Raw genomic sequence first — 19391 nt, 5'->3', positions numbered from 1 at the left:
CCGCCATTTGCCTTCCGCTCTGCGCCCACAGCCCTACCCTGTGAACAGCACCGGTGGGGGCCGGTGTCGATCAGGGGACGAGACGGTCGGGTACGACGCTCGTGGTGGGGGTAGCAGTCTCTGCGCGGCGGTGGCCGAGCGGTCCCGGCCTCCTCGCCGGGGTGTCGCAGCCGCGGCCGTCGTCCGTTTCCCGTCTCCGGACCTTTGGGGTATCCCCTGCTCCGTCAAGGAGCTCGGGGAAGGGGGTTTCGTGGTTCGCATTCGTGTACTGGTCGTCGACGACCACCGTATCTTCGCCGAGTCGCTCGCCGCGGCCCTGGCGGCCGAGCCCGACGTCGAGGTGTCCGCGGCGGGCAGCGGCCCGGCGGCGCTGCGCAGCCTGGAGCGCGCGGTCGCCGAGGGCCGCCGCTACGACGTGCTGCTCGTCGACGCCGACCTCGGCGGCCAACTGCCGGCCATACGGTCCGCGGCGCCCGTGCAGGAGGTGGGGGCCGACGGCCCCGTCGACGGGATCTCCCTGGTCGCGGGCGTCCGCGGCGCGCAGCCGCACATCCGGGTCGTCGTCCTCGCCGAGAAGGACGACCCGCGCCGTGCGGCCCTCGCCCTCCAGGCCGGCGCGTCGGGCTGGGTGGCCAAGGACTGCTCGCTGTCGCGGCTGCTGACGGTGATCCGCGGCGTGCTGCGCGACGAGACGCATCTCCCGGCGGCGCTGCTCACCGGCGTCCTGCGGGAGCTGACGGCCGCCCGCAAGCACCGCACCGAGAGCGAGCGGCTGGTGGAGTCCCTCACGCCGAGGGAGCGGGAGGTGCTGCGCTGCATGGTCGCGGGCCTGGGCCGCAAGGCGGTCGCCGAACGCCTGTTCCTGTCCCCGCACACCGTCCGCACCCATATGCAGAACGTGCTCGGCAAGCTGGGCGTGCACTCCACCCTCGCCGCGGTCGCCCTCGCGCGCCGGGCGGGAGTCGGCCCGGTGGACCTGGCCTCAGCCGGGGATGTTGTCGAACGGGGCGGTCAGCTGGCGTAGCAGGCTCGCCAGGTCGCCGCGCTGGGACGGCGAGAGCTCGGCCAGGATCGCCCGCTCCTGGTCGAGCAGCCCGGCGAGCGCCTGGTCGGCGCGGTCCTTGCCGTCGTCCGTGAGGCGGACCAGCACCCCGCGTCGGTCGCTGGGGTCCGGCAACCGCTCCACCAGGCCCTTTTTCGCGAGCCGGTCGATGCGGTTGGTCATCGTGCCCGACGTCACCAGCGTCTGGGTCAGCAGCTGCCCCGGCGAGAGCTGGTAGGGCGCGCCCGCGCGCCGCAGCGCCGTGAGGACGTCGAACTCCCAGGGCTCGAGCTGGTGCTCGGAGAACGCCAGTCGACGCGCCCGGTCCAGGTGCCGGGCCAGCCGGCTCACCCGACTGAGGACCTCGAGCGGCTCCACGTCGAGGTCCGGGCGCTCCCGGCGCCACGCTGCGACCAGCCGATCGACCTCGTCCTCCATGACGATCAGTGTAGTGGTTCTGTCGACATGAAGTCTCTTGATATCAAGTATCTTGACATCAAGATAAAGCGGAGGGACGCTGACGAGCATGACGACCAACCCCACCTGGGACCCCGCCCAGTACCTGCGCCACGCCGGCCACCGCGCCCGCCCCTTCGCCGACCTCCTCGCCCGCGTCCCCGACCTGCCCGGCAACCCGCCCCGCATCGCCGACCTCGGCTGCGGCCCCGGCAACGTCACCGCCGTCCTCGCCGACCGCTGGCCCACCGCCCGCGTCACCGGCTACGACAACTCCCCGCAGATGCTCGCCGAGGCCGCCGCCCACGCCGGCCCGCGCCTGGACTTCGCCCACGCCGACCTCGCCGACTGGACGCCCACCGAGACCTACGACCTGCTCGTGTCGAACGCCGCCCTCCAATGGGTCCCCGGCCACCTCGACGCCCTCCCCGGCTGGCTGGACGGCCTCGCCCCCGGCGGCGCCCTCGCCTTCCAGGTCCCGCACAACATCGACGCGCCCCTGCACGCCCTCATGCGCGACCTCGGCGACACCCCCCGCTGGAAAGACCGCCTCGGCCACGTCCTGCGCCGCACGGACTCCGTCCACGCTCCCGCCGTCTACCTCGACCGGCTGACCCGCCTCGGCTGCGCCGTCGACGTCTGGACCACCACCTACCTGCACGTCCTGCGGGGCGAGGACCCGGTCCTCGGCTGGGTCAGGGGCACCGGTCTGCGCCCCGTCCTCGACGCCCTCGCCGACGACCCCGACGCCCGCGACGCCTTCACCGCCGCCTACCGCGACCTGCTCCGCGAGGCCTACCCGAGCACGCCCTACGGCGCCGTCCTGCCCTTTCGCCGCCTGTTCGTCGTGGCCACGAAGGACGGCTGACTTCAGGGGGTGCGGCCCAGATGAGTGACGAGGATGCGGACGACGTCGTCGTCGATCGCGTACAGGACGCGGTAGCCGCCCGCACGGAGCCGACGGAGATCGGGAGATCCGTAGGGAGCTGAGCCCGCCGGGCGGGGATCGTGGGCCAGCTCGTCGATGGAGTCGAGCAGCCGGGTCAGGCCTGCCGGGTCGTCCTTGAGGAAGCGGGCGGCCGCGTCCAGGGCGTGGGGCTCGAAGAAGATCTCGTACGTCACCTATCGAGTCCCAGTTGCTTGCGTACCTCTGACATGGGGATGCCCGCCTGCAGAGTCCCCTCGGCCTTGCGTCGCCGGTAGTCGGCGACAGCCAAGGCGTCTTCGAGATCCTCTATGACCTGCGGAGAGACGAGCAGGGCGGCCACATGTCCGTGATCGGTGAGGGAGATGGTCTCGCGGCCGTGAGCCGCACGGCGGACCAGGTTGCCGAGCTGGGCGCGGGCCGCGCTGATCGTGATCTCAGTCATGTGCACATGATGACACAAGGTTAATCTTGATGCCAGGTTTGCGATAGGCGGGACGGGTCACTCGCAGTGGGGAGACCACACGCAGACCTGACTGGGAGTGATGGACAGTGGCAGGCGAGCAGAAGTCCAAGGCGAAGATGGAACAGGCCAAGGGCAAGGCGAAGGAGACGGTCGGGCGCGCCGTGGGCAACGAGAGGCTCGAGGCCGAAGGCCGCGCCGACCAGGCCAAGGGCGACGCCCGGCAGGCCAAGGAGAAGACGAAGGACGTCTTCAAGCACTGAGCCGCAGACAGCGCACGCACCAGCGCACGGTCGCGGACGCACATGCGGCGGGCCCCCCGTCCTCAGGACGGGGGGCCCGCCGCATGCGCGGGTCGTGCCGTTCGGCGGCTCAGCTCTTGCGATGCCCGATCAGCCGCGGCTTGGCCTCCAGGCCGTCCAGGCCGTGCCAGGACAGGTTCACCAGGTGGGCCGCCACCTCCGCCTTCCTCGGCCGGCGCACGTCCAGCCACCACTGACCGGTCAGCGCGACCATCCCGACCAGAGCCTGCGCGTAGAGAGGCGCCAGCTTCGGATCGAAGCCGCGGTTCTTGAACTCGCGGCCCAGGATGTCCTCCACCTGCGTCGCGATGTCCGAGATCAGCGACGCGAACGACCCCGTCGACTGGGGGATGGGGGAGTCCCGCACCAGAATGCGGAAACCGTCCGTGTACTCCTCGATGTAGTCGAGCAGCGCGAACGCCGCCTGCTCGAGAAGCTCCCGCGGATGCCCCGCCGTCAACGACGACGTCACCATGTCCAGCAGACGGCGCATCTCCCGGTCCACCACGACCGCGTACAGCCCCTCCTTGCCGCCGAAGTGCTCGTACACCACCGGCTTGGACACCCCGGCCTTCGCCGCGATCTCCTCCACCGACGTGCCCTCGAAGCCCTTCGCCGCGAACAGGGTGCGACCGATCTCCAGCAACTGCTGCCGGCGCTCGGCCCCCGTCATGCGGGTGCGCCGTGCGCGCCGCGGCTTCACATCACTGCTGGGACTGGAGGTACTGCTGGGATCGGTCGCCACGCCGTCAATCATGCAGCCTCAGCGGCCGCCTTCCCCTGTGGGGAGCCGTCCCCGTCCGTGATACGGCGTGAATCGATACGCGAGCGTGACGGCCAGCGCACGTCGTACGCCCAGCCGAGCATCTCGAACCACCGGATGAACCGGGCCGAGGAGTCCACCTGGCCCCGCATCACCCCGTGCCGCGCCGACGTCGGGTCGGCGTGGTGCAGGTTGTGCCAGGACTCGCCGCAGGACAGGACCGCCAGCCACCACACGTTTCCGGAGCGGTCCCGCGACTTGAACGGACGCTTGCCCACGGCGTGACAGATCGAGTTGATCGACCACGTCACGTGGTGCAGCAGCGCCACCCGCACCAGAGAGCCCCAGAAGAACGCCGTGAACGCGCCCCACCAGGACATCGTCACCAGCCCTCCCACCAGCGGCGGGATCGCCAGCGACAGCAGCGTGAAGCCGATGAACTGGCGCGAGATCGCACGGATCGCCGGGTCCTTGATCAGGTCCGGCGCGTACTTCTCCTGCGAGGTCTGCTCCTCGTCGAACATCCAGGCGATATGGGCCCACCACAGGCCCTTCATCAGCGCCGGGACGGTCTCCCCGAACCGCCACGGCGAATGCGGGTCGCCCTCCGCGTCGGAGAACTTGTGGTGCTTGCGATGGTCCGCCACCCAGCGCACCAGCGGACCCTCCACCGCCATCGAACCCATGATCGCCAGAGCGATCCGCAGCGGCCGCTTCGCCTTGAACGAGCCGTGCGTGAAGTAGCGGTGGAAGCCGATCGTGATGCCGTGGCAGCCGAGGAAGTACATGAAGACCAGCAGCCCGAGGTCCAGCCAGCTCACCCCCCATCCCCAGGCCAGCGGCAACGCCGCCAGCACGGCCAGGAACGGGACGACGATGAAGAGCAGCAGAGTGATCTGCTCGATCGAACGCTTCTGCTCACCGCCGAGGGTGGCGAGCCGCGCGGCGCTGTCGTCAGGCGCCTTGGAAGGGTCTTCGATCACGTTGGAGCCTGTGGTCATGCGCGTCCCCTGGGGGGTATGGGAATGAGGGAGAAGCCGTACCGCCGGAACCGCCCGGTACTTCCTACGGTCCCGTAACCTACGGCATCGTAAGTATGGCAGTGCACCGCCTCGCGGCAAGAGCCCGCCGACCTGCGCGTCCCCGTGGACACCTATCCTTGGAATCGGTCGGACAGCGCGGTCCGCTTAGTTTTCTTCCCGGATGTCCGACCCCGTATGCGACGCGTGCCCGCGGGGAGGATGTCCGAGTTCCCTCTTGGACGAGCTTCAACACTGCAAGGAGCCGCACCTGTGAGCAGTGCCGACGACCAGACCACCACCAGCGCCGAACTGCGCGCCGACATCCGCCGGCTCGGCGATCTCCTCGGCGAGACCCTCGTCCGGCAGGAGGGCCCCGAGCTCCTCGACCTGGTCGAGAAGGTCCGCCGCCTCACCCGGGAGGACGGCGACGCCGCCGCCGAACTGCTGCGCGGCATCGAACTGGAGACCGCGGCCAAGCTCGTCCGCGCCTTCTCCACCTACTTCCACCTGGCCAACGTCACCGAACAGGTCCACCGGGGCCGCGAACTGCGCGAGCGCCGCGCCGCCGAGGGCGGCCTCCTCGCCCGCACCGCCGACCGCCTCAAGGACGCCGACCCCGAGCACGTCCAGCAGACGGTCCGCAACCTCAACGTCCGCCCCGTCTTCACGGCGCACCCCACCGAAGCCGCGCGCCGGTCGGTACTCAACAAGCTCCGGCGCATCGCCGCGCTTCTGGAGACCCCCGTCATCGAGTCCGACCGCCGGCGCCACGACACCCGCCTCGCCGAGAACATCGACCTCGTCTGGCAGACCGACGAACTGCGCGTCGTCCGCCCCGAGCCCGCCGACGAGGCCCGCAACGCCGTCTACTACCTCGACGAACTCCACGCAGGCGCCGTGGGCGACGTCCTGGAGGACCTCACGGCGGAACTGGAGCGCGTCGGCGTGAAGCTCCCCGACGACACGCGCCCCCTCACCTTCGGCACCTGGATCGGCGGCGACCGCGACGGCAACCCCAACGTGACCCCCCAGGTCACCTGGGACGTCCTCATCCTCCAGCACGAACACGGCATCAACGACGCCCTGGAGACCGTCGACGAACTGCGCGGCTTCCTCTCCAACTCCATCCGCTACACCGGCGCCACCGAGGAACTCCTGCAATCCCTCGGCGACGACCTCGAACGACTCCCCGAGATCAGCCCCCGCTACAAGCGCCTCAACGCCGAGGAGCCCTACCGGCTCAAGGCCACCTGCATCCGCCAGAAGCTCGAGAACACCAAGCAGCGCCTCGCCAAGGGCACCCCCCACGAGCCCGGCCGCGACTACCTCGGCACCAGCGAACTGCTGCAGGACCTCACCCTCCTGCAGACCTCCCTGCGCGCGCACCGCGGCGGCCTCATCGCCGACGGCCGCATGAACCGCACCATCCGCACCCTGGCCGCCTTCGGCCTCCAGCTCGCCACCATGGACGTCCGCGAACACGCAGACGCCCACCACCACGCCCTCGGCCAGCTCTTCGACCGCCTCGGCGAGGAATCCTGGCGCTACGCCGACATGCCCCGCGAGTACCGCACCAAGCTCCTCGCCAAGGAACTCAGGTCCCGCAGGCCCCTCGCCCCCACCCCGGCCCCCGTCGACGCCGCCGGCGAGAAGACCCTCGGCGTCTTCCTCACCGTCAAGCGCGCCCTGGAGGTCTTCGGACCCGAGGTCATCGAGTCCTACATCATCTCCATGTGCCAGGGCGCCGACGACGTCTTCGCCGCCGCCGTCCTCGCCCGCGAGGCCGGACTCGTCGACCTGCACGCCGGCTGGGCCAGGATCGGCATCGTCCCCCTCCTGGAGACCACCGACGAGCTCAAGGCCGCCGACACCATCCTCGAGGACATGCTCTCCGACCCGTCGTACCGCCGACTGGTGGCACTGCGCGGAGACGTCCAGGAGGTCATGCTCGGCTACTCCGACTCCTCCAAGTTCGGCGGCATCACCACCAGCCAGTGGGAGATCCACCGCGCCCAGCGCCGCCTGCGCGACGTCGCCCACCGCTACGGCGTCCGCCTGCGCCTCTTCCACGGCCGCGGCGGCACCGTCGGCCGCGGCGGCGGCCCCTCCCACAACGCCATCCTCGCCCAGCCCTGGGGCACCCTCGAAGGCGAGATCAAGGTCACCGAACAGGGCGAGGTCATCTCCGACAAGTACCTCATCCCCTCCCTCGCCAGGGAGAACCTGGAACTGACCGTCGCCGCCACCCTGCAGGCCTCCGCCCTGCACACCGCCCCCCGCCAGTCCGACGAGGCCCTCGCCCGCTGGGACGCCGCCATGGACGTCGTCTCCGACGCCGCCCACGCCGCCTACCGCACCCTCGTCGAGGACCCGGACCTGCCGACGTACTTCCTCGCCTCGACGCCGGTGGACCAGCTCGCCGACCTGCACCTCGGCTCCCGGCCCTCCCGCCGCCCCGGCTCCGGCGTCTCACTCGACGGCCTGCGCGCCATCCCCTGGGTGTTCGGCTGGACCCAGTCCCGCCAGATCGTCCCCGGCTGGTACGGCGTCGGCTCCGGACTCAAGGCACTGCGCGAGGCCGGCCTGACCGCGACACTGGGAGGAGAGGGCGTGCTCGACGAGATGCACGAACACTGGCACTTCTTCCGCAACTTCATCTCCAACGTCGAGATGACCCTCGCCAAGACCGACCTGCGCATCGCCCAGCACTACGTCGACACCCTCGTCCCCGACGAGCTCCGCCACGTCTTCGACGCCATCAAGGCCGAACACGCCCTCACCGTCGCCGAAGTCCTCAAGATCACCGGCGAACGCGAACTGCTCGACGCCGCCCCCGCCCTGCGGCAGACCTTCTCCATCCGCGACGCCTACCTGGATCCCATCTCCTACCTCCAGGTCACCCTGCTCAAGCGCCAGCGCGACGCGGCGGCCGCCGGCGCCGAACCCGACCCGCTCCTGGCCCGCGCCCTCCTCCTCACCGTCAACGGCGTGGCGGCAGGCCTGCGCAACACCGGCTGACCTGCCCCACACCACCACGAGGGGCGCCCGCGGGTCCACACGAACCCGCAGGCGCCCCTCACCCGTCCCCGCTCACACCGTCCCCGCTCACACCGTCCCGGCCGCACGCACCGCCCCACCGCTCACACCGTCAAGAACGCCGCCGTCAACAACGCCACCCCCGACCCCGCCAGCACCCAGCCGGCCCGCACCCGACCCAGACCCCCCGCCACCACCACCGACGCCAACAACAACGCCCCGCCGAACGGCACCCACGCGTACAGCACCCCCGCCGGCCCCGAACGCACCGCACGATCACCGCCCGGCTTCAGCACCACCGTGTACGTCCGCCCCGAGCGCACCGCCACCGACTGGTCCAGCACCACCCGCGCCCGCGCCAGGGACCCCGCCGACAACGGCGTGTACGGCCCCGCACAACTGCCGCCGGCACACCGCGTCACCTCGACCGTGCCCCGCTCCCGCCCCTTCGTCAGCATCACGTGCTGCGCCGAGCCCCAGGAACCCCACACCCCCGCCACCAGGATCAGCACCGCGACCACGCCCATCGCAGCGAACCGCCCGAACCGCAGCACCGCCGATCCCCCGGCGGCCCCAGCCCGGCCCGACCCCTTGGCGGCGCCGTTGACGGAGGCCTTGGCGGAGGCCTTCGCGGACCCCTTGGCGGAGCCTTTGGGGGAGCCCTTGGCCGAGTGCCTGCGGGACGGACCCCCACGGCGGTGCGACGAGACTGCAGAGCCAGACATGGCCGGGATCATCAGCCATCACTGAACGAACGTCAACCTCGACGGGCGACACGTCACGAGTTGTACGTGCTCTGCGCCCGCTCCAGACCCTCCAGCACCAACGCCTCCACCGCGTCCGCCGCCCGGTCCACGAAGTAGTCCAGCTCCTTGCGCTCCGCCGACGAGAAGTCCTTCAGCACGAAGTCCGCCACCTGCATCCGCCCCGGCGGACGCCCGATCCCGAACCGCACCCGGTGGTACTCCGCACCCATCGCCTTCGTCATCGACTTCAGCCCGTTGTGCCCGTTGTCCCCGCCGCCCAGCTTCAGCCGCAGCACGCCGTAGTCGATGTCCAGCTCGTCGTGCACCGCGACGACCTGCGACAACGGCACCTTGTAGAAGTCCCGGAGCGCGTTCACCGGACCGCCCGACAGGTTCATGAACGACATCGGCTTCGCCAGCACCACCCGCCGGCTCCCCGTCCCCGGCGGACCGATCCGCCCCTCCACCACCTGCGCCTGCGCCTTCCCCGCCCGCTTGAACCGCCCCCCGATCCGCGTCGCCAGCAGATCGGCCGCCATGAAACCCACGTTGTGCCGGTTCATCGCGTACTCCGGGCCCGGATTGCCGAGACCCACGATCAGCCACGGCGCGTTCGCATCGGTCGTCACCTGCATGTCTCCTCACATACGCGCAGACCGCCGCCCCCCGAGGGGAGCGGCGGCCGACGAAACGAGATACCGGGAAAATCAGGCCTCGGTGGCCTCGGCCTCGGCCTCGGCCGGAGCCTCCTCCGCCTGAGCGGCCAGGACCTGAAGGACGACCGCGTCCTCGTCGATCGCCAGCGTCGTGCCCTTGGGCAGCGGGATGTCCTTCGCCAGGATGGAGGCGCCGGCCTCGAGACCCTCGATGGAGACGGTGACCGACTCCGGGATGTGCGTCGCCTCGGCCTCGACCGTCAGCGTGCTCAGCACGTGCTCGAGCAGGTAGGCGCCCGGCGCCAGGTCGCCCTCGGTGTGCACGAAGACCTCGACGTTGACCTTCTCGCCGCGCTTCACGAGCAGCAGGTCGACGTGGTCCAGGAAGCCCTTGATCGCGTCACGCTGCACGGCCTTCGGGATCGCCAGCTGCGTCTTGCCCTCAATCTCCAGGCTGAGCAGCACGTTCGGGGTGCGCAGCGCGAGCTGGAGCTCGTGGCCCGGAAGGGTGATGTGCACCGGCTCGGCGCCGTGGCCGTACACCACGGCCGGAACCTTGTTGGCACGACGGATACGACGGGCGGCGCCCTTGCCGAACTCGGTCCGGGACTCGGCGGCAAGCTTCAGCTCAGCCATGTTCACTCCTCGTAGAACGGGGGAAAGGTGGTCACCCGGCCAACCATCGGCCTGCTACGAAGAGCGCGTCGATAACGGACCGCCGTGCACACGTGCTGCACACACGCGTACGGCCTCCCTCGCCGAGCAACTGTGACAGCTTACGCAGCGGGAAGGCCGTACACGAAATCGATCTAGAACCCGCCCCGGAGGGCGACCCTCACTGCTCGTCGAACAGGCTCGTCACCGAACCGTCCTCGAACACCTCACGCACCGCGTTCGCGATCGTCGGCGCGATCGACAGCACCGTGATCTTGTCGACCTCCAGCTCGCCCGGCGTCGGAAGCGTGTTGGTGAACACGAACTCGCTCACCTTCGAGTTCTTCAGACGGTCCGCCGCCGGACCCGACAGCACACCGTGCGTCGCCGTCACTATGACGTCCTCCGCACCGTGCGCGAACAACGCGTCCGCCGCCGCACAGATCGTGCCACCCGTGTCGATCATGTCGTCCACCAGGACGCAGACCCGGCCCTTGACCTCGCCCACGACCTCGTGGACCGTCACCTGGTTCGCCACGTCCTTGTCACGCCGCTTGTGCACGATCGCCAGCGGCGCGCCCAGACGGTCGCACCAGCGGTCCGCCACCCGCACCCGGCCCGCGTCCGGCGACACCACCGTGAGCTTGTCGCGGTCCACCTTCTGACCCACGTAGTCCGCCAGCAGCGGCAGCGCGAACAGGTGGTCCACCGGACCGTCGAAGAACCCCTGGATCTGGTCCGTGTGCAGATCGACGGTCAGGATCCGGTGCGCACCCGCCGTCTTCATCAGATCGGCGATCAGCCGCGCCGAGATCGGCTCACGCCCACGGTGCTTCTTGTCCTGACGCGCATAACCGTAGAACGGCACGATGACGGTGATCGAACGCGCGGAAGCCCGCTTCAGCGCGTCGATCATGATCAACTGCTCCATGATCCACTTGTTGATCGGAGCCGTGTGGCTCTGGATCAGAAAGCAGTCCGCACCACGCGCCGACTCCTGGTAGCGGACGTAGATCTCACCGTTGGCGAAATCGAAGGCCTTCGTCGGGACGACCCCGACACCCAGCTGGTGGGCGACCTCCTCGGCAAGCTCGGGGTGGGCGCGGCCGGAGAAGAACATCATCTTCTTCTCGCCGGTCGTCTTGATCCCGGTCACAGCACTGTCTCCTCAGAGGTGTCTCAGCTGGATGTCGAGACCCTTCGCCGCTGGGCGCGACAAGGACGTCTCAGCTGGTAGGTGCGGGTGTGCACTTATCACGGTACGCCGTGTTCGACGCGCCCGTTTCCGGTCAGCTTTCGTCTTCGCCCCGACGGGAGGCCGCCTCGGCCGCCTTCGCCGCCGCGCTCCCCGGACGCTTCCGGGCCACCCAACCCTCGATATTCCGCTGCTGACCACGGGCCACGGCCAGCGAACCGGGCGGCACATCCTTCGTGATCACGGACCCGGCCGCGGTGTACGCGCCGTCCCCGACCGTGACCGGAGCCACAAACATATTGTCCGAACCCGTCTTGCAGTGCGAGCCGACGGTCGTGTGGTGCTTGCTCTCCCCGTCGTAGTTCACGAACACGCTCGCCGCACCGATGTTGCTGTACTCACCGATCGTCGCGTCCCCCACGTACGACAGGTGCGGAACCTTCGTCCCCTCGCCGAGCGACGCGTTCTTCGCCTCCACGAACGTACCGATCTTGCTCTTCGTCCCCAGACGCGTCCCCGGACGCAGATACGCGAACGGCCCCACCGACGCACCCGGCCCGATCTCCGAGTCGTTCGACACCGTGTTGTCGACCCGGGCCCCCGCGCCGACCACCGTGTCCTTCAGCCGGCTGTTCGGACCGACCTCCGCGCCCTCGCCCACATGCGTGCTCCCGTGCAGCTGCGTGCCCGGATGCACCACCGCGTCCCGCTCGAACGTCACCGTGACGTCCACCCACGTGCTCGCCGGGTCGATCACCGTCACACCCGACAGCATCGCCGCGGTCAGCAGCCGGTCGTTCAGGATCCGACGCGCCTCGCTCAGCTGCACACGGTTGTTGATCCCGGCGATCTCACGGTGATCGGCGGCCACGGACGCGCCCACCCGGTGACCCGCCTCCCGCAGGATCCCCAGGACGTCCGTCAGGTACTCCTCGCCCTGACTGTTGTCCGTGCGCACCTTCTTCAGCGCGTCCGCGAGCAGCAGCCCGTCGAACGCGAACACCCCGGAATTGATCTCCCGGATCGCCCGCACCTCGTCGTCCGCGTCCTTGTGCTCGACGATCGCCGTCACCGCGCCCGAGGCCTCGTCCCGGACGATCCGCCCGTACCCCGTCGCGTCCGGCACCTCCGCGGTCAGCACGGTGACCGCGTTGCCGTCCGCGTGATGCGTCGCCGCCAGCTCCGCCAGCGTCGCACCCGTCAGCAGCGGGGTGTCGCCGCACACGACCACCACCGTGCCGTCCACACCGCCGCCCAGCTGCTCGAGCCCCATCCGCACGGCGTGCCCGGTGCCGTTCTGCTCCTCCTGCACGGCGGTGCGCACGGCGGCGTCGACCTCGGCGAGGTGCGCGGTGACCTTCTCGCGTGCGTGTCCGACCACCACGACCAGGTTCTCGGGGTCCAGCTCACGGGCGGCGGCCAGCACATGGCCCACCAGGCTGCGGCCGCAGAGCTCGTGCAGGACCTTCGGTATGGCCGACTTCATACGGGTGCCCTCACCCGCTGCGAGTACGACGACGGCTGCCGGGCGAATGGCGCTCACGGAGTTTGCCCTTCGGCTGTGGGAGGTGGGGACATCCGAAGGATACCGGGGCGTTTTCCGGCGGACATGAGAGCGGGCCCCGACCCTTGCTGGGGCGGGACCCGAACCTGGCTTCTGTGTGCTGTGGGCTCCCGGAGAAGGATTCGAACCCTCATTCAACGGACCAAAACCGTTTGTCCTGCCCTTAGACGATCCGGGATGGTTTTCGCGCTATGTCCGATTTCGTTGATCGGCTTCGCGCGCGGACTCCACTATGCCGTACCAGGAGCCCTCGATGCGACGGTACAAGTCGGCGCCCTGCAGGACTTTGATCGCCAGGCAGCCTCGGTAGGACTCGCCGGTGTTCTTCCGAACGGTCTTGGGGTTGTGCTTCTTGAGGGTCGTCTTGTTGAACCGGGAGCGGTCGTCGCCGACGAGTTCGGCCCAATAGCTCTCGGCACCCGCCACGTCCGCGTTCTCGTGAATCATGACGCTGTACCGCAGGCGTTCGCGCTCGACGCCCAGCAGGTCCAGCCAGGCGAGATAGACCTCGATCATGCCGGGGTCACTGTTGACGAAGGTGACGCTCTCGCGACGCTCGTACGGCTTGTCCTTCGCGCCCTCGGCCCAGTAGAGGCCCACGCCCACCAGGAACAGCTCCCGCGGGGAGAGGTCGCCCACCGCCCGGCGGGCGGCTTCCTTCGTGCGCTGTCGCTCTTCGTCCCGGAGCCGCAGTTTCGCCTCCCAGCCGCGTCGGGCGATCGAAGAGGCCTCCTCCGGGGTCCGCCTGCGTTCCGGTTTCGGCAGGTCGCGGACCCAGAGGGAGACCGAGCTCCTTGAGCAGCCCAGCTCAGCCTCGATCCGGTCGTAGGTCCAGCCCTGAAGCCGCAGCTCCCGCGCCCTGGCCCTGAGGTCGTCTTTAGCATTGGGCCGTTTCGTCCACTCGGGAGGCGGTTCACCCTTCACGAGTCGGTTGAGGATGTCGTTGTTGTAGATCCTCAGCTCGTCGCGGATCTGCCGGAGGCTGAGCCCCGCACGGCGCAGCGCGACCGCCCGTTCCCGCAGTCCCTCGAAGTCCGCGTACTTGCCGTTCGCATGTGTCATACGCATACCGTCCGGGCGGAATGGAAGGTTCCGGGGTCGAACGCGGGTGGTTCAGTCGTTCGAGGGATACCGGTGGGTTTCGATGCTGTTCGGTTACGGTGCGTGGTGTGGGGCGGGCGCGGAAAGTCGCCGGAAAAGGCGGGGGGTGCGCCCGTAGGCTGGAGGCATGACCATGACGGGGGCAGAGGACACGGCGGTCCGGGGAGGGCCGCTGTGGTGGGCCAGACGGCGCAGCGCGGTGTTCGACTCGGGCCTGGGGCTCGTGTCGGCGGTGGAGTGTGCGGTGGAGGGGGCGCCGTTCGCGCGGGATGCGGGGATCCCGCTGGCGGCGGGGGTGGTGTTCGGTCTGCTGGCGGGTTCGGTGCTGGTGGTGCGGCGCAGGTGGCCGATCGCGGTGGTGCTGGTGGCGATCGCGATCACGCCGGCGCAGATGGGCTACCTGATGGGCATCGTCGGCCTGTACACGCTGGCGGCGTCGGAGCTGCCGCGGCGGATCATCGCCTCGTTGGCGGGGATGCAGCTGCTGGGGACGTTGATCGTGACGTTCGTGCGGGTGCGGCAGAGTCTGGACCAGGGGCGTCTGACGATCGGGGACTGGTTCATCCCGTTCGCGGCGATCACGACGTCGCTGGGGTTGACGGCGCCGCCGTTGCTGCTGGGGCTGTATGTGGGGGCGCGGCGGCGGTTGATGGAGAGCCTGCGGGAGCGCGCGGACAGCCTGGAGCGGGAGTTGCAGTTGCTGGCGGAGCGGGCGGAGGAGCGTGCGGAGTGGGCGCGTAACGAGGAGCGGACGCGGATCGCGCGGGAGATGCACGATGTGGTGGCTCATCGGGTGAGTCTGATGGTGGTGCATGCGGCGGCGTTGCAGGCGGTGGCGCGCAAGGACCCGGAGAAGGCGGTGCGCAACGCGGCGCTGGTGGGTGACATGGGGCGGCAGGCGTTGACCGAGTTGCGGGAGATGCTCGGGGTGTTGCGCAGCGGGGTCGGGGTGGAGCGGGCGGCGGCCGCGTCGGTGACGGTGGCCGCGGTGGTGGTGGAGGAGGGGGAGGGGCCGTGTCTGGCGGAGTTGGAGGAGTTGGTGGGGCAGTCGGCGGCTGCGGGGATGGTGGTGGATCTGATGGTGGAGGGTGAGGTGCGGGCCTATGCGCCGGAGGTGGAGCAGACGGCGTACCGGGTGGTGCAGGAGGCGCTGACGAACGTGCACAAGCATGCGGGGGGTGCGAAGACGCGCGTGCGGTTGGCGCATCGGGTGGGGGAGATCGCGATGCAGGTGGAGAACGGGGCGCCGCCGGAGGCCGGGGCCGCGTCGTCGGCTGGGTTGCCGTCGGGGGGCAATGGGCTGGTGGGGATGAAGGAGCGGGTGGTGGCGCTCGGCGGGGTGTTCGTGTCGGGGCCGACGGATGCGGGGGGTTTCCGGGTGTCGGCGGTGATTCCGGCGGCGTAGGCGGGTGGCGGTGGGGCGGTGGGGCGCTGGGGTGCGCCGAGGGGTCGCCGGGGGCGCGCCCCGGGGGCTGGGGGCCAGGGCCCGGGGTCAGCCTGCGGTGAGGCGGGTGGGTTCGATGCCGGAGGTGAGGGCGCCGAGGGCCTGGTCGATGTCGGGGCCGAGGTACCAGTCGCCGGTGTGGTCGAGGGCGTAGACGCGGCCTTCGGCGTCGATGGCGAGGAGGGCGCGGTCGTCGGCTTCGGCGCCGAGGGGGGCGACTTCGGTGTCGAGGGCGCGGCCGAGGTCGGCGAGGGTGCGGGCGAGGTGGAGGCCGTGCAGGGGGTCGAGGTGGAGGGCGCTGGGGGCGATCTGGCGGCCGGGTCCGGTGGGGGTGATGGTGAGTCCGCCGAATTCGGCCCAGGCTTCGACGGCGGCGGGGAAGACGGCGTGGCGGTGGCCGGCGGGCGAGGTGTGCTCGCGGAGGGTGTCGGCCCAGATTTCGGCTTGTTTGATGTCCCAGCGTCCGGGTTGCCAGCCGGCGGCGCGCAGGGCGGCGTCGACGGGTACGGGGAAGCGCGTGGTGGAGGTGCGGTCGGGGTGCATCTGCCCTTCGTCCGTGGTGTGTCGGGGTGGTGCGGGTGTGCGGGTGTGCTGGTGGGGGTGTGCTGGTGGGGGTGGTTCAGGAGTCGGTTGCGGGGTCGACGACGCGGACGCCGAAGTGGGCGCTGAGGGCGGCGCAGGCGCGGCAGGGGGTGGCGAAGCCGCCGTGGAGGGGGTCGCCGTCCTCGCGGATGTGGCGGGTGGTGAGTTTGGCTTGTTTGAGGGTTTTTCGGGCTTCGCCGTTGGTCATGGGGCGGCGGGCGGCGCGTCTGCTGCGGGCGGCGTCGGCGGCGGTGATGTGGCGGGAGATGAGGAGGGCTTCGGCGCAGCGGCCGGTGGAGCGGTCGCGTTGGGCGCTGGTGAGGGTGTCGAGGAAGTCCTGGACGAGGTGGTGCAGGGGTGGGGGCTGGTCGCCGCGGGCGGCGGTGCCGGTGAGGGTGGCGCCGCGGACGGAGAGGGCGGCGGCGACGGTGGGGAGTATGCCGTCGCGGCGGTGGCGGAGGGTGGGGGCGTGGGGCGTGGTGGTGGCGGACCAGCCGATGCGGGGGTCGCCGGTGTGGGTGGTGTGCAGGTCGTCCGGCCTGCCGGTGTGTGGGCCCGTCTGTGTGGTGTTCATGATCGTTTCCCCTCCCGTGCATCCCCCCGGAGGTCACAGGGTGCCAAATGGCGGGGCGGGTGCGGAAGCTGGGGCGGTGCGACACGCCAGGGGCGGGGTGGGTCGTCACGGCGGGGTGACGGCTGGTCACGGAAGTGGAGGGCCGGTGACCGCTGTCGTCGTACCGCATAGGCTGTCGCACCGTGAGCGCGTGGTTGACGCGCGTCGGAGATCGTTGGAGACAGTCGATACGGGTCGTGGCGGGCCGGGTCCGGAAGCGGAACCGTCTGTCGTGGGCCGTACAGAGTGCCGCAGGGGGCAACCGCCATGACGACAGGTCGGCTCGGGCTGGGGGCGCCTCCCGGCCGCCAGGTGGGGGGACAGGGCACGCCGCCGAACGCGGCCTACGCGGGGCAGGTCGTGCATTTCCCCGATCCGGTCCGGGCTGCGCGGCATCCGAGGGGTGTGCGGGTGGACGAGCGGGGCTATCCGGACTTCTCGCCGTATGCGCGGGCGGCCGCGGAGATCGCGGATCCGCCGGAGGGGTTCGGCGTGGACGAGTTGCGGTTGACGGACTACGTGTCGGCGAACGCGGCGTCGGCGGCTTCGGGGCACGAGTTGTGGGACACGGTGCCTTCGGTGGCGACTCCGCACGGCTGGACGTGGCATCACGTGGTGGGTTCGCGGCGGCTGGAGCTGGTTCCGGTCGAGGTGAAGGCGTTGCTGCGGCATCACGGCGGGGTGTCGACGGCGGCGGTGGACCAGGCGAAGCGGGGGACGCGGCCGTTGCAGGAGACGCGTCCGGCGCATTTCGGTCTGCCGAAGTCGGGTGTGGCGGTGTCGGAGCAGCAGGTGCAGGGGGTGGAGGAGGACCTGGGGTATCGGCTGCCGGGGGCGTACCGGTCGTTCCTGAAGGCGGCCGGCGGGTGTGCGCCGGTGGGCGCGGCGTTGGACGCGGAGCTGGGTCTGCTGGTGGATCAGCCGTTCTTCACGGTGCGGGACGAGGCGGCGGTCAATGACCTCGTGTATGTGAACAAGTGTCTGCGGGACCATCTGACGAAGGACTATCTGGGCGTCGGTTTCGTGCAGGGCGGGCTGCTGGCCGTGAAGGTGCGGGGCGAGCGGGCCGGTTCGGCGTGGTTCTGCTCGTACGACGATGTGCGGGACGTGGATCCCGGGTGGTCGCCCGCGGAGCGGATGGAGCGGTTGTTGTTGCCGTGCGGTGAGGACTTCGACGTCTTCCTGTCGCGGTTGGCGGGCAGTCCGCCGGAGTTGGCGACGGTGGCGAATCTGATGGTGGACGGCGGGTTCGCGCGCGCGGTGCCGGCGTCTTCGGCGTCTTCGGCGGGGGAGTGAGCTGGACGATGGTGACGTTCGCGCAGGCGCAGGAGCGCGCCGAGGAGTGGGTCAACGGGGATGTGCCGGCGTATCAGCATCGTGAGGTGCGGGTGCGGGAGTTCGGGCTCGGTTTCGTGGTGTGGGCCGAGGACCGTGCGGAGGGGCCGCGGTCGGACGGGGGTGCGCAGCGGCTGGTGATCGCCCGGGACAGCGGGGAGGCCACGTTGTGGCCTTCGGTGCCGGTGGGCGAGGTGATTCGCCGGTACGAGGAGGAGTACGGCCGTCCGGATGAGCCGGCGGACGCGGCGCCGGCGCCTGCGGCGCGGGTGGATCTGAATCAGACGTCGTTCCTGTTGTCGCCGCCGGAGTGGTTGCAGGAGGCGGCGGACAGGCTGGGGATTCCCGACCGGCGGGAGTCGGGTTCGGGGTCCGGTGACGCGGGGCCCGCGTCACCGGCCGGGGCGGCGTCCGGGGGTGCGGACGGTCGGGCCTCGTCGGGAGGCTCGTTCGGCGCGGGTGTCGGTGGTGATCCGTCGCTGCCTCGGACGCAGGGGGGTGTGCCGGGGAGCCGGCTGCCCGAGACGCAGGCCGGGGTGCCGACGGGTCCGGCCGCGGGCCCGGCGCCGACGACCGGTGCTCCCGCTCCGGCTCCCGCTCCCGCTCCAGCTCCCGCTCCGGCTCCGGCGGGTGCGACGCCGTGGGCCGGGACGGACACCAACGCCGACGGCGGTGACGACCGTTCCGTGCCGCTGCCAGCGACGGTGTTCGCGCCTCCGCTGAGCGGGTCCGACGACGACGATGCAGTGCCGCCGACGGCCGCGCCGGACGCCAAGACGGCGTTGATGTCCGGTGGCAGCCAGCTTCCGCCGACGGCGGTCGCTCCCGTGCTCGGCGAGCCGGGTGCGTCGGGTACGTCCGGGGTGCAGGGCCTGGGGCAGGCGTCCGGGAGCACGCCTCCGCCGCCGGCGGGTCCGACGCCTTCGCCTGCGGGTCCGGCCGGGTCGTCGTACGGCTATCCGCAGGGTGCGGGCGCCCCGGGCGCCCCGGCTGCTCCGCAGCCTCCGGCCGGACCGGGCGCCCCGGCGCGGCCGCTCGCGTCGAACGCCGGTGACATCGCCGACGCGGCGACCAGCAAGGCCGCGCCTCCGCCGCGCCGCAACCGCGGTGCGGGGGCGCCGCCGCCTCCGCCGGGGGCGCCCGGGGCGCCGGGCGCGCGACCGGTCGGTACGCCTCCGCCGCCGCCTGCGCCGTCCGGCCCGGGTGCGCCGGGCGCTCCGGCGGGCGGCTATGTGCCGACGCAGCTGATCTCGGCCCTGGAGCCGGGTGGTCCGGGTGCGCCGGGTGGCCCCGGTGCTCCGGGTGGTCCGGCGGGTTCCGGCCCTGCTGGTGCGCATGGTGCGCCGAACCCGCCCGGTGCGCCGAACCCGCCCGGGGGGACGCCTCCCGGTGCGGCGCCTCACGCCGCGACCATGTTCGCCGACCCGGGCCAGCCGGGTCCGGGCGTCGCTGCTCCTCCGCCGGGAGCCCCCGGCGCACCCGGCGCCCCGGG

General features: G+C 71.0%; 20 protein-coding genes and 1 tRNA gene. 7 read left to right on the top strand and 14 right to left on the bottom strand.

Annotation, left to right across the window (positions count from 1 at the left end):
• Window positions 1–250: 250 nt before the first annotated feature.
• Entirely contained in the window at window positions 251–1024 is a 774-nt protein-coding gene (locus ABT300_RS13405; protein ID WP_351674601.1) for a LuxR C-terminal-related transcriptional regulator, read from the top strand.
• On the opposite strand, the gene ABT300_RS13400 is transcribed toward ABT300_RS13405, so the two are convergent.
• Window positions 983–1480, bottom strand: a complete 498-nt coding sequence (locus ABT300_RS13400; RefSeq protein ID WP_107443563.1) for a MarR family winged helix-turn-helix transcriptional regulator — start codon at window positions 1478–1480, stop codon at window positions 983–985. The two genes, ABT300_RS13405 and ABT300_RS13400, sit on opposite strands and share 42 nt — an antisense overlap.
• 88 nt (window positions 1481–1568) lie before the next feature.
• On the opposite strand from ABT300_RS13400, the gene ABT300_RS13395 reads away from it, so the two are divergent.
• The gene (locus ABT300_RS13395; RefSeq protein WP_351674598.1) at window positions 1569–2366 is read left to right on the top strand and encodes a trans-aconitate 2-methyltransferase; all 798 of its coding nucleotides are present in this window, start codon (window positions 1569–1571) and stop codon (window positions 2364–2366) included.
• A gap of 2 nt (window positions 2367–2368) precedes the next feature.
• On the opposite strand, the gene ABT300_RS13390 is transcribed toward ABT300_RS13395, so the two are convergent.
• Window positions 2369–2620, bottom strand: a complete 252-nt coding sequence (locus ABT300_RS13390) for a type II toxin-antitoxin system RelE family toxin (protein WP_351674597.1) — start codon at window positions 2618–2620, stop codon at window positions 2369–2371.
• Complete coding sequence (locus ABT300_RS13385; protein WP_351674595.1) at window positions 2617–2868, bottom strand: type II toxin-antitoxin system Phd/YefM family antitoxin; 252 nt, start codon at window positions 2866–2868, stop codon at window positions 2617–2619. The genes ABT300_RS13390 and ABT300_RS13385 overlap by 4 nt, the downstream gene beginning before the upstream one ends.
• Window positions 2869–2975: 107 nt before the next feature.
• On the opposite strand from ABT300_RS13385, the gene ABT300_RS13380 reads away from it, so the two are divergent.
• Entirely contained in the window at window positions 2976–3149 is a 174-nt protein-coding gene (locus ABT300_RS13380; protein ID WP_069768604.1) for a CsbD family protein, read from the top strand.
• Window positions 3150–3258: 109 nt separating this feature from the next.
• On the opposite strand, the gene ABT300_RS13375 is transcribed toward ABT300_RS13380, so the two are convergent.
• The gene (locus ABT300_RS13375; protein WP_351674593.1) at window positions 3259–3945 is read right to left on the bottom strand and encodes a TetR family transcriptional regulator; all 687 of its coding nucleotides are present in this window, start codon (window positions 3943–3945) and stop codon (window positions 3259–3261) included.
• Window positions 3942–4952 (bottom strand): acyl-CoA desaturase, encoded by a 1011-nt coding sequence (locus tag ABT300_RS13370; protein ID WP_351674591.1) that lies wholly within the window; start codon window positions 4950–4952, stop codon window positions 3942–3944. Before ABT300_RS13370 ends, ABT300_RS13375 begins: the two co-directional genes overlap by 4 nt.
• 291 nt (window positions 4953–5243) lie before the next feature.
• Between ABT300_RS13370 and ppc the strand changes: the two genes are divergently transcribed.
• Window positions 5244–7991 carry a phosphoenolpyruvate carboxylase gene (ppc, locus tag ABT300_RS13365; RefSeq protein WP_351674589.1) on the top strand — a complete coding sequence of 916 codons (2748 nt, stop codon included), beginning with the start codon at window positions 5244–5246 and terminating at the stop codon, window positions 7989–7991.
• Window positions 7992–8113: 122 nt separating this feature from the next.
• Here the strand turns inward: ppc and ABT300_RS13360 are convergent, their stop codons facing one another.
• The 7 genes from ABT300_RS13360 to ABT300_RS13330 all read right to left on the bottom strand — a co-directional run bounded on the left by ABT300_RS13360 (window position 8114) and on the right by ABT300_RS13330 (window position 13886).
• Window positions 8114–8536 (bottom strand): hypothetical protein, encoded by a 423-nt coding sequence (locus ABT300_RS13360; RefSeq protein WP_452992656.1) that lies wholly within the window; start codon window positions 8534–8536, stop codon window positions 8114–8116.
• Window positions 8537–8787: 251 nt separating this feature from the next.
• A complete protein-coding gene (gene pth / locus ABT300_RS13355) occupies window positions 8788–9390 on the bottom strand; it encodes an aminoacyl-tRNA hydrolase (RefSeq protein WP_351674587.1) in 603 nt (200 codons plus the stop codon).
• A gap of 72 nt (window positions 9391–9462) precedes the next feature.
• Window positions 9463–10047 (bottom strand): 50S ribosomal protein L25/general stress protein Ctc, encoded by a 585-nt coding sequence (locus ABT300_RS13350; protein WP_351674585.1) that lies wholly within the window; start codon window positions 10045–10047, stop codon window positions 9463–9465.
• A 199-nt stretch (window positions 10048–10246) separates the two neighbouring features.
• A complete protein-coding gene (locus tag ABT300_RS13345) occupies window positions 10247–11221 on the bottom strand; it encodes a ribose-phosphate diphosphokinase (RefSeq protein WP_306951727.1) in 975 nt (324 codons plus the stop codon).
• 133 nt (window positions 11222–11354) lie between these two features.
• Window positions 11355–12803 (bottom strand): bifunctional UDP-N-acetylglucosamine diphosphorylase/glucosamine-1-phosphate N-acetyltransferase GlmU, encoded by a 1449-nt coding sequence (glmU, locus tag ABT300_RS13340; protein WP_351674583.1) that lies wholly within the window; start codon window positions 12801–12803, stop codon window positions 11355–11357.
• 128 nt (window positions 12804–12931) lie between these two features.
• A tRNA-Gln gene (locus ABT300_RS13335) sits at window positions 12932–13002 on the bottom strand.
• An 11-nt stretch (window positions 13003–13013) separates the two neighbouring features.
• A complete protein-coding gene (locus tag ABT300_RS13330; RefSeq protein ID WP_351674581.1) occupies window positions 13014–13886 on the bottom strand; it encodes a hypothetical protein in 873 nt (290 codons plus the stop codon).
• Between the two features lie 166 nt (window positions 13887–14052).
• Here ABT300_RS13330 and ABT300_RS13325 point away from each other — a divergent pair, with 166 nt between their 5' ends.
• On the top strand, window positions 14053–15330 hold the full coding sequence (locus ABT300_RS13325; RefSeq protein ID WP_351674579.1) for a sensor histidine kinase: 1278 nt from the start codon (window positions 14053–14055) through the stop codon (window positions 15328–15330).
• A gap of 87 nt (window positions 15331–15417) precedes the next feature.
• On the opposite strand, the gene ABT300_RS13320 is transcribed toward ABT300_RS13325, so the two are convergent.
• Both ABT300_RS13320 and ABT300_RS13315 read right to left on the bottom strand, forming a co-directional pair.
• A complete protein-coding gene (locus ABT300_RS13320; RefSeq protein WP_351674577.1) occupies window positions 15418–15912 on the bottom strand; it encodes an SUKH-3 domain-containing protein in 495 nt (164 codons plus the stop codon).
• A 76-nt stretch (window positions 15913–15988) separates the two neighbouring features.
• A complete protein-coding gene (locus ABT300_RS13315) occupies window positions 15989–16525 on the bottom strand; it encodes a YwqJ-related putative deaminase (RefSeq protein WP_319276346.1) in 537 nt (178 codons plus the stop codon).
• Between the two features lie 306 nt (window positions 16526–16831).
• Here ABT300_RS13315 and ABT300_RS13310 point away from each other — a divergent pair, with 306 nt between their 5' ends.
• Together ABT300_RS13310 and ABT300_RS13305 are read left to right on the top strand one after the other, a co-directional pair.
• Window positions 16832–17860 (top strand): SMI1/KNR4 family protein, encoded by a 1029-nt coding sequence (locus ABT300_RS13310; protein ID WP_351674576.1) that lies wholly within the window; start codon window positions 16832–16834, stop codon window positions 17858–17860.
• An 8-nt stretch (window positions 17861–17868) separates the two neighbouring features.
• A partial coding sequence (locus ABT300_RS13305) for an SUKH-4 family immunity protein (RefSeq protein ID WP_502977930.1) occupies window positions 17869–19391 on the top strand: 1523 nt, incomplete at its 3' end.

The organism is Streptomyces sp. NPDC001027, from assembly GCF_040299045.1.
In the GTDB taxonomy this organism is placed as follows: Bacteria; Actinomycetota; Actinomycetes; order Streptomycetales; family Streptomycetaceae; genus Streptomyces.
The sequence above is the reverse complement of the archived record's forward strand: the minus strand, read 5'-3'. Positions and strand labels throughout refer to the sequence as shown.

Bases quoted from the DNA above. Each gene is read 5' to 3' on its own strand.
- ABT300_RS13400 (WP_107443563.1), bottom strand. From the start codon at position 1,480: ATGGAGGACGAGGTCGATCGGCTGGTCGCAGCGTGGCGCCGGGAGCGC.
- ABT300_RS13395 (WP_351674598.1), top strand. From the start codon at position 1,569: ATGACGACCAACCCCACCTGGGACCCCGCCCAGTACCTGCGCCACGCC.
- ABT300_RS13385 (WP_351674595.1), bottom strand. From the start codon at position 2,868: ATGACTGAGATCACGATCAGCGCGGCCCGCGCCCAGCTCGGCAACCTG.
- ABT300_RS13375 (WP_351674593.1), bottom strand. From the start codon at position 3,945: ATGATTGACGGCGTGGCGACCGATCCCAGCAGTACCTCCAGTCCCAGC.
- ABT300_RS13370 (WP_351674591.1), bottom strand. From the start codon at position 4,952: ATGACCACAGGCTCCAACGTGATCGAAGACCCTTCCAAGGCGCCTGAC.
- ABT300_RS13360 (WP_452992656.1), bottom strand. From the start codon at position 8,536: ATGGGCGTGGTCGCGGTGCTGATCCTGGTGGCGGGGGTGTGGGGTTCC.
- pth (WP_351674587.1), bottom strand. From the start codon at position 9,390: ATGCAGGTGACGACCGATGCGAACGCGCCGTGGCTGATCGTGGGTCTC.
- ABT300_RS13350 (WP_351674585.1), bottom strand. From the start codon at position 10,047: ATGGCTGAGCTGAAGCTTGCCGCCGAGTCCCGGACCGAGTTCGGCAAG.
- ABT300_RS13330 (WP_351674581.1), bottom strand. From the start codon at position 13,886: ATGACACATGCGAACGGCAAGTACGCGGACTTCGAGGGACTGCGGGAA.
- ABT300_RS13325 (WP_351674579.1), top strand. From the start codon at position 14,053: ATGACCATGACGGGGGCAGAGGACACGGCGGTCCGGGGAGGGCCGCTG.
- ABT300_RS13320 (WP_351674577.1), bottom strand. From the start codon at position 15,912: ATGCACCCCGACCGCACCTCCACCACGCGCTTCCCCGTACCCGTCGAC.
- ABT300_RS13315 (WP_319276346.1), bottom strand. From the start codon at position 16,525: ATGAACACCACACAGACGGGCCCACACACCGGCAGGCCGGACGACCTG.
- ABT300_RS13310 (WP_351674576.1), top strand. From the start codon at position 16,832: ATGACGACAGGTCGGCTCGGGCTGGGGGCGCCTCCCGGCCGCCAGGTG.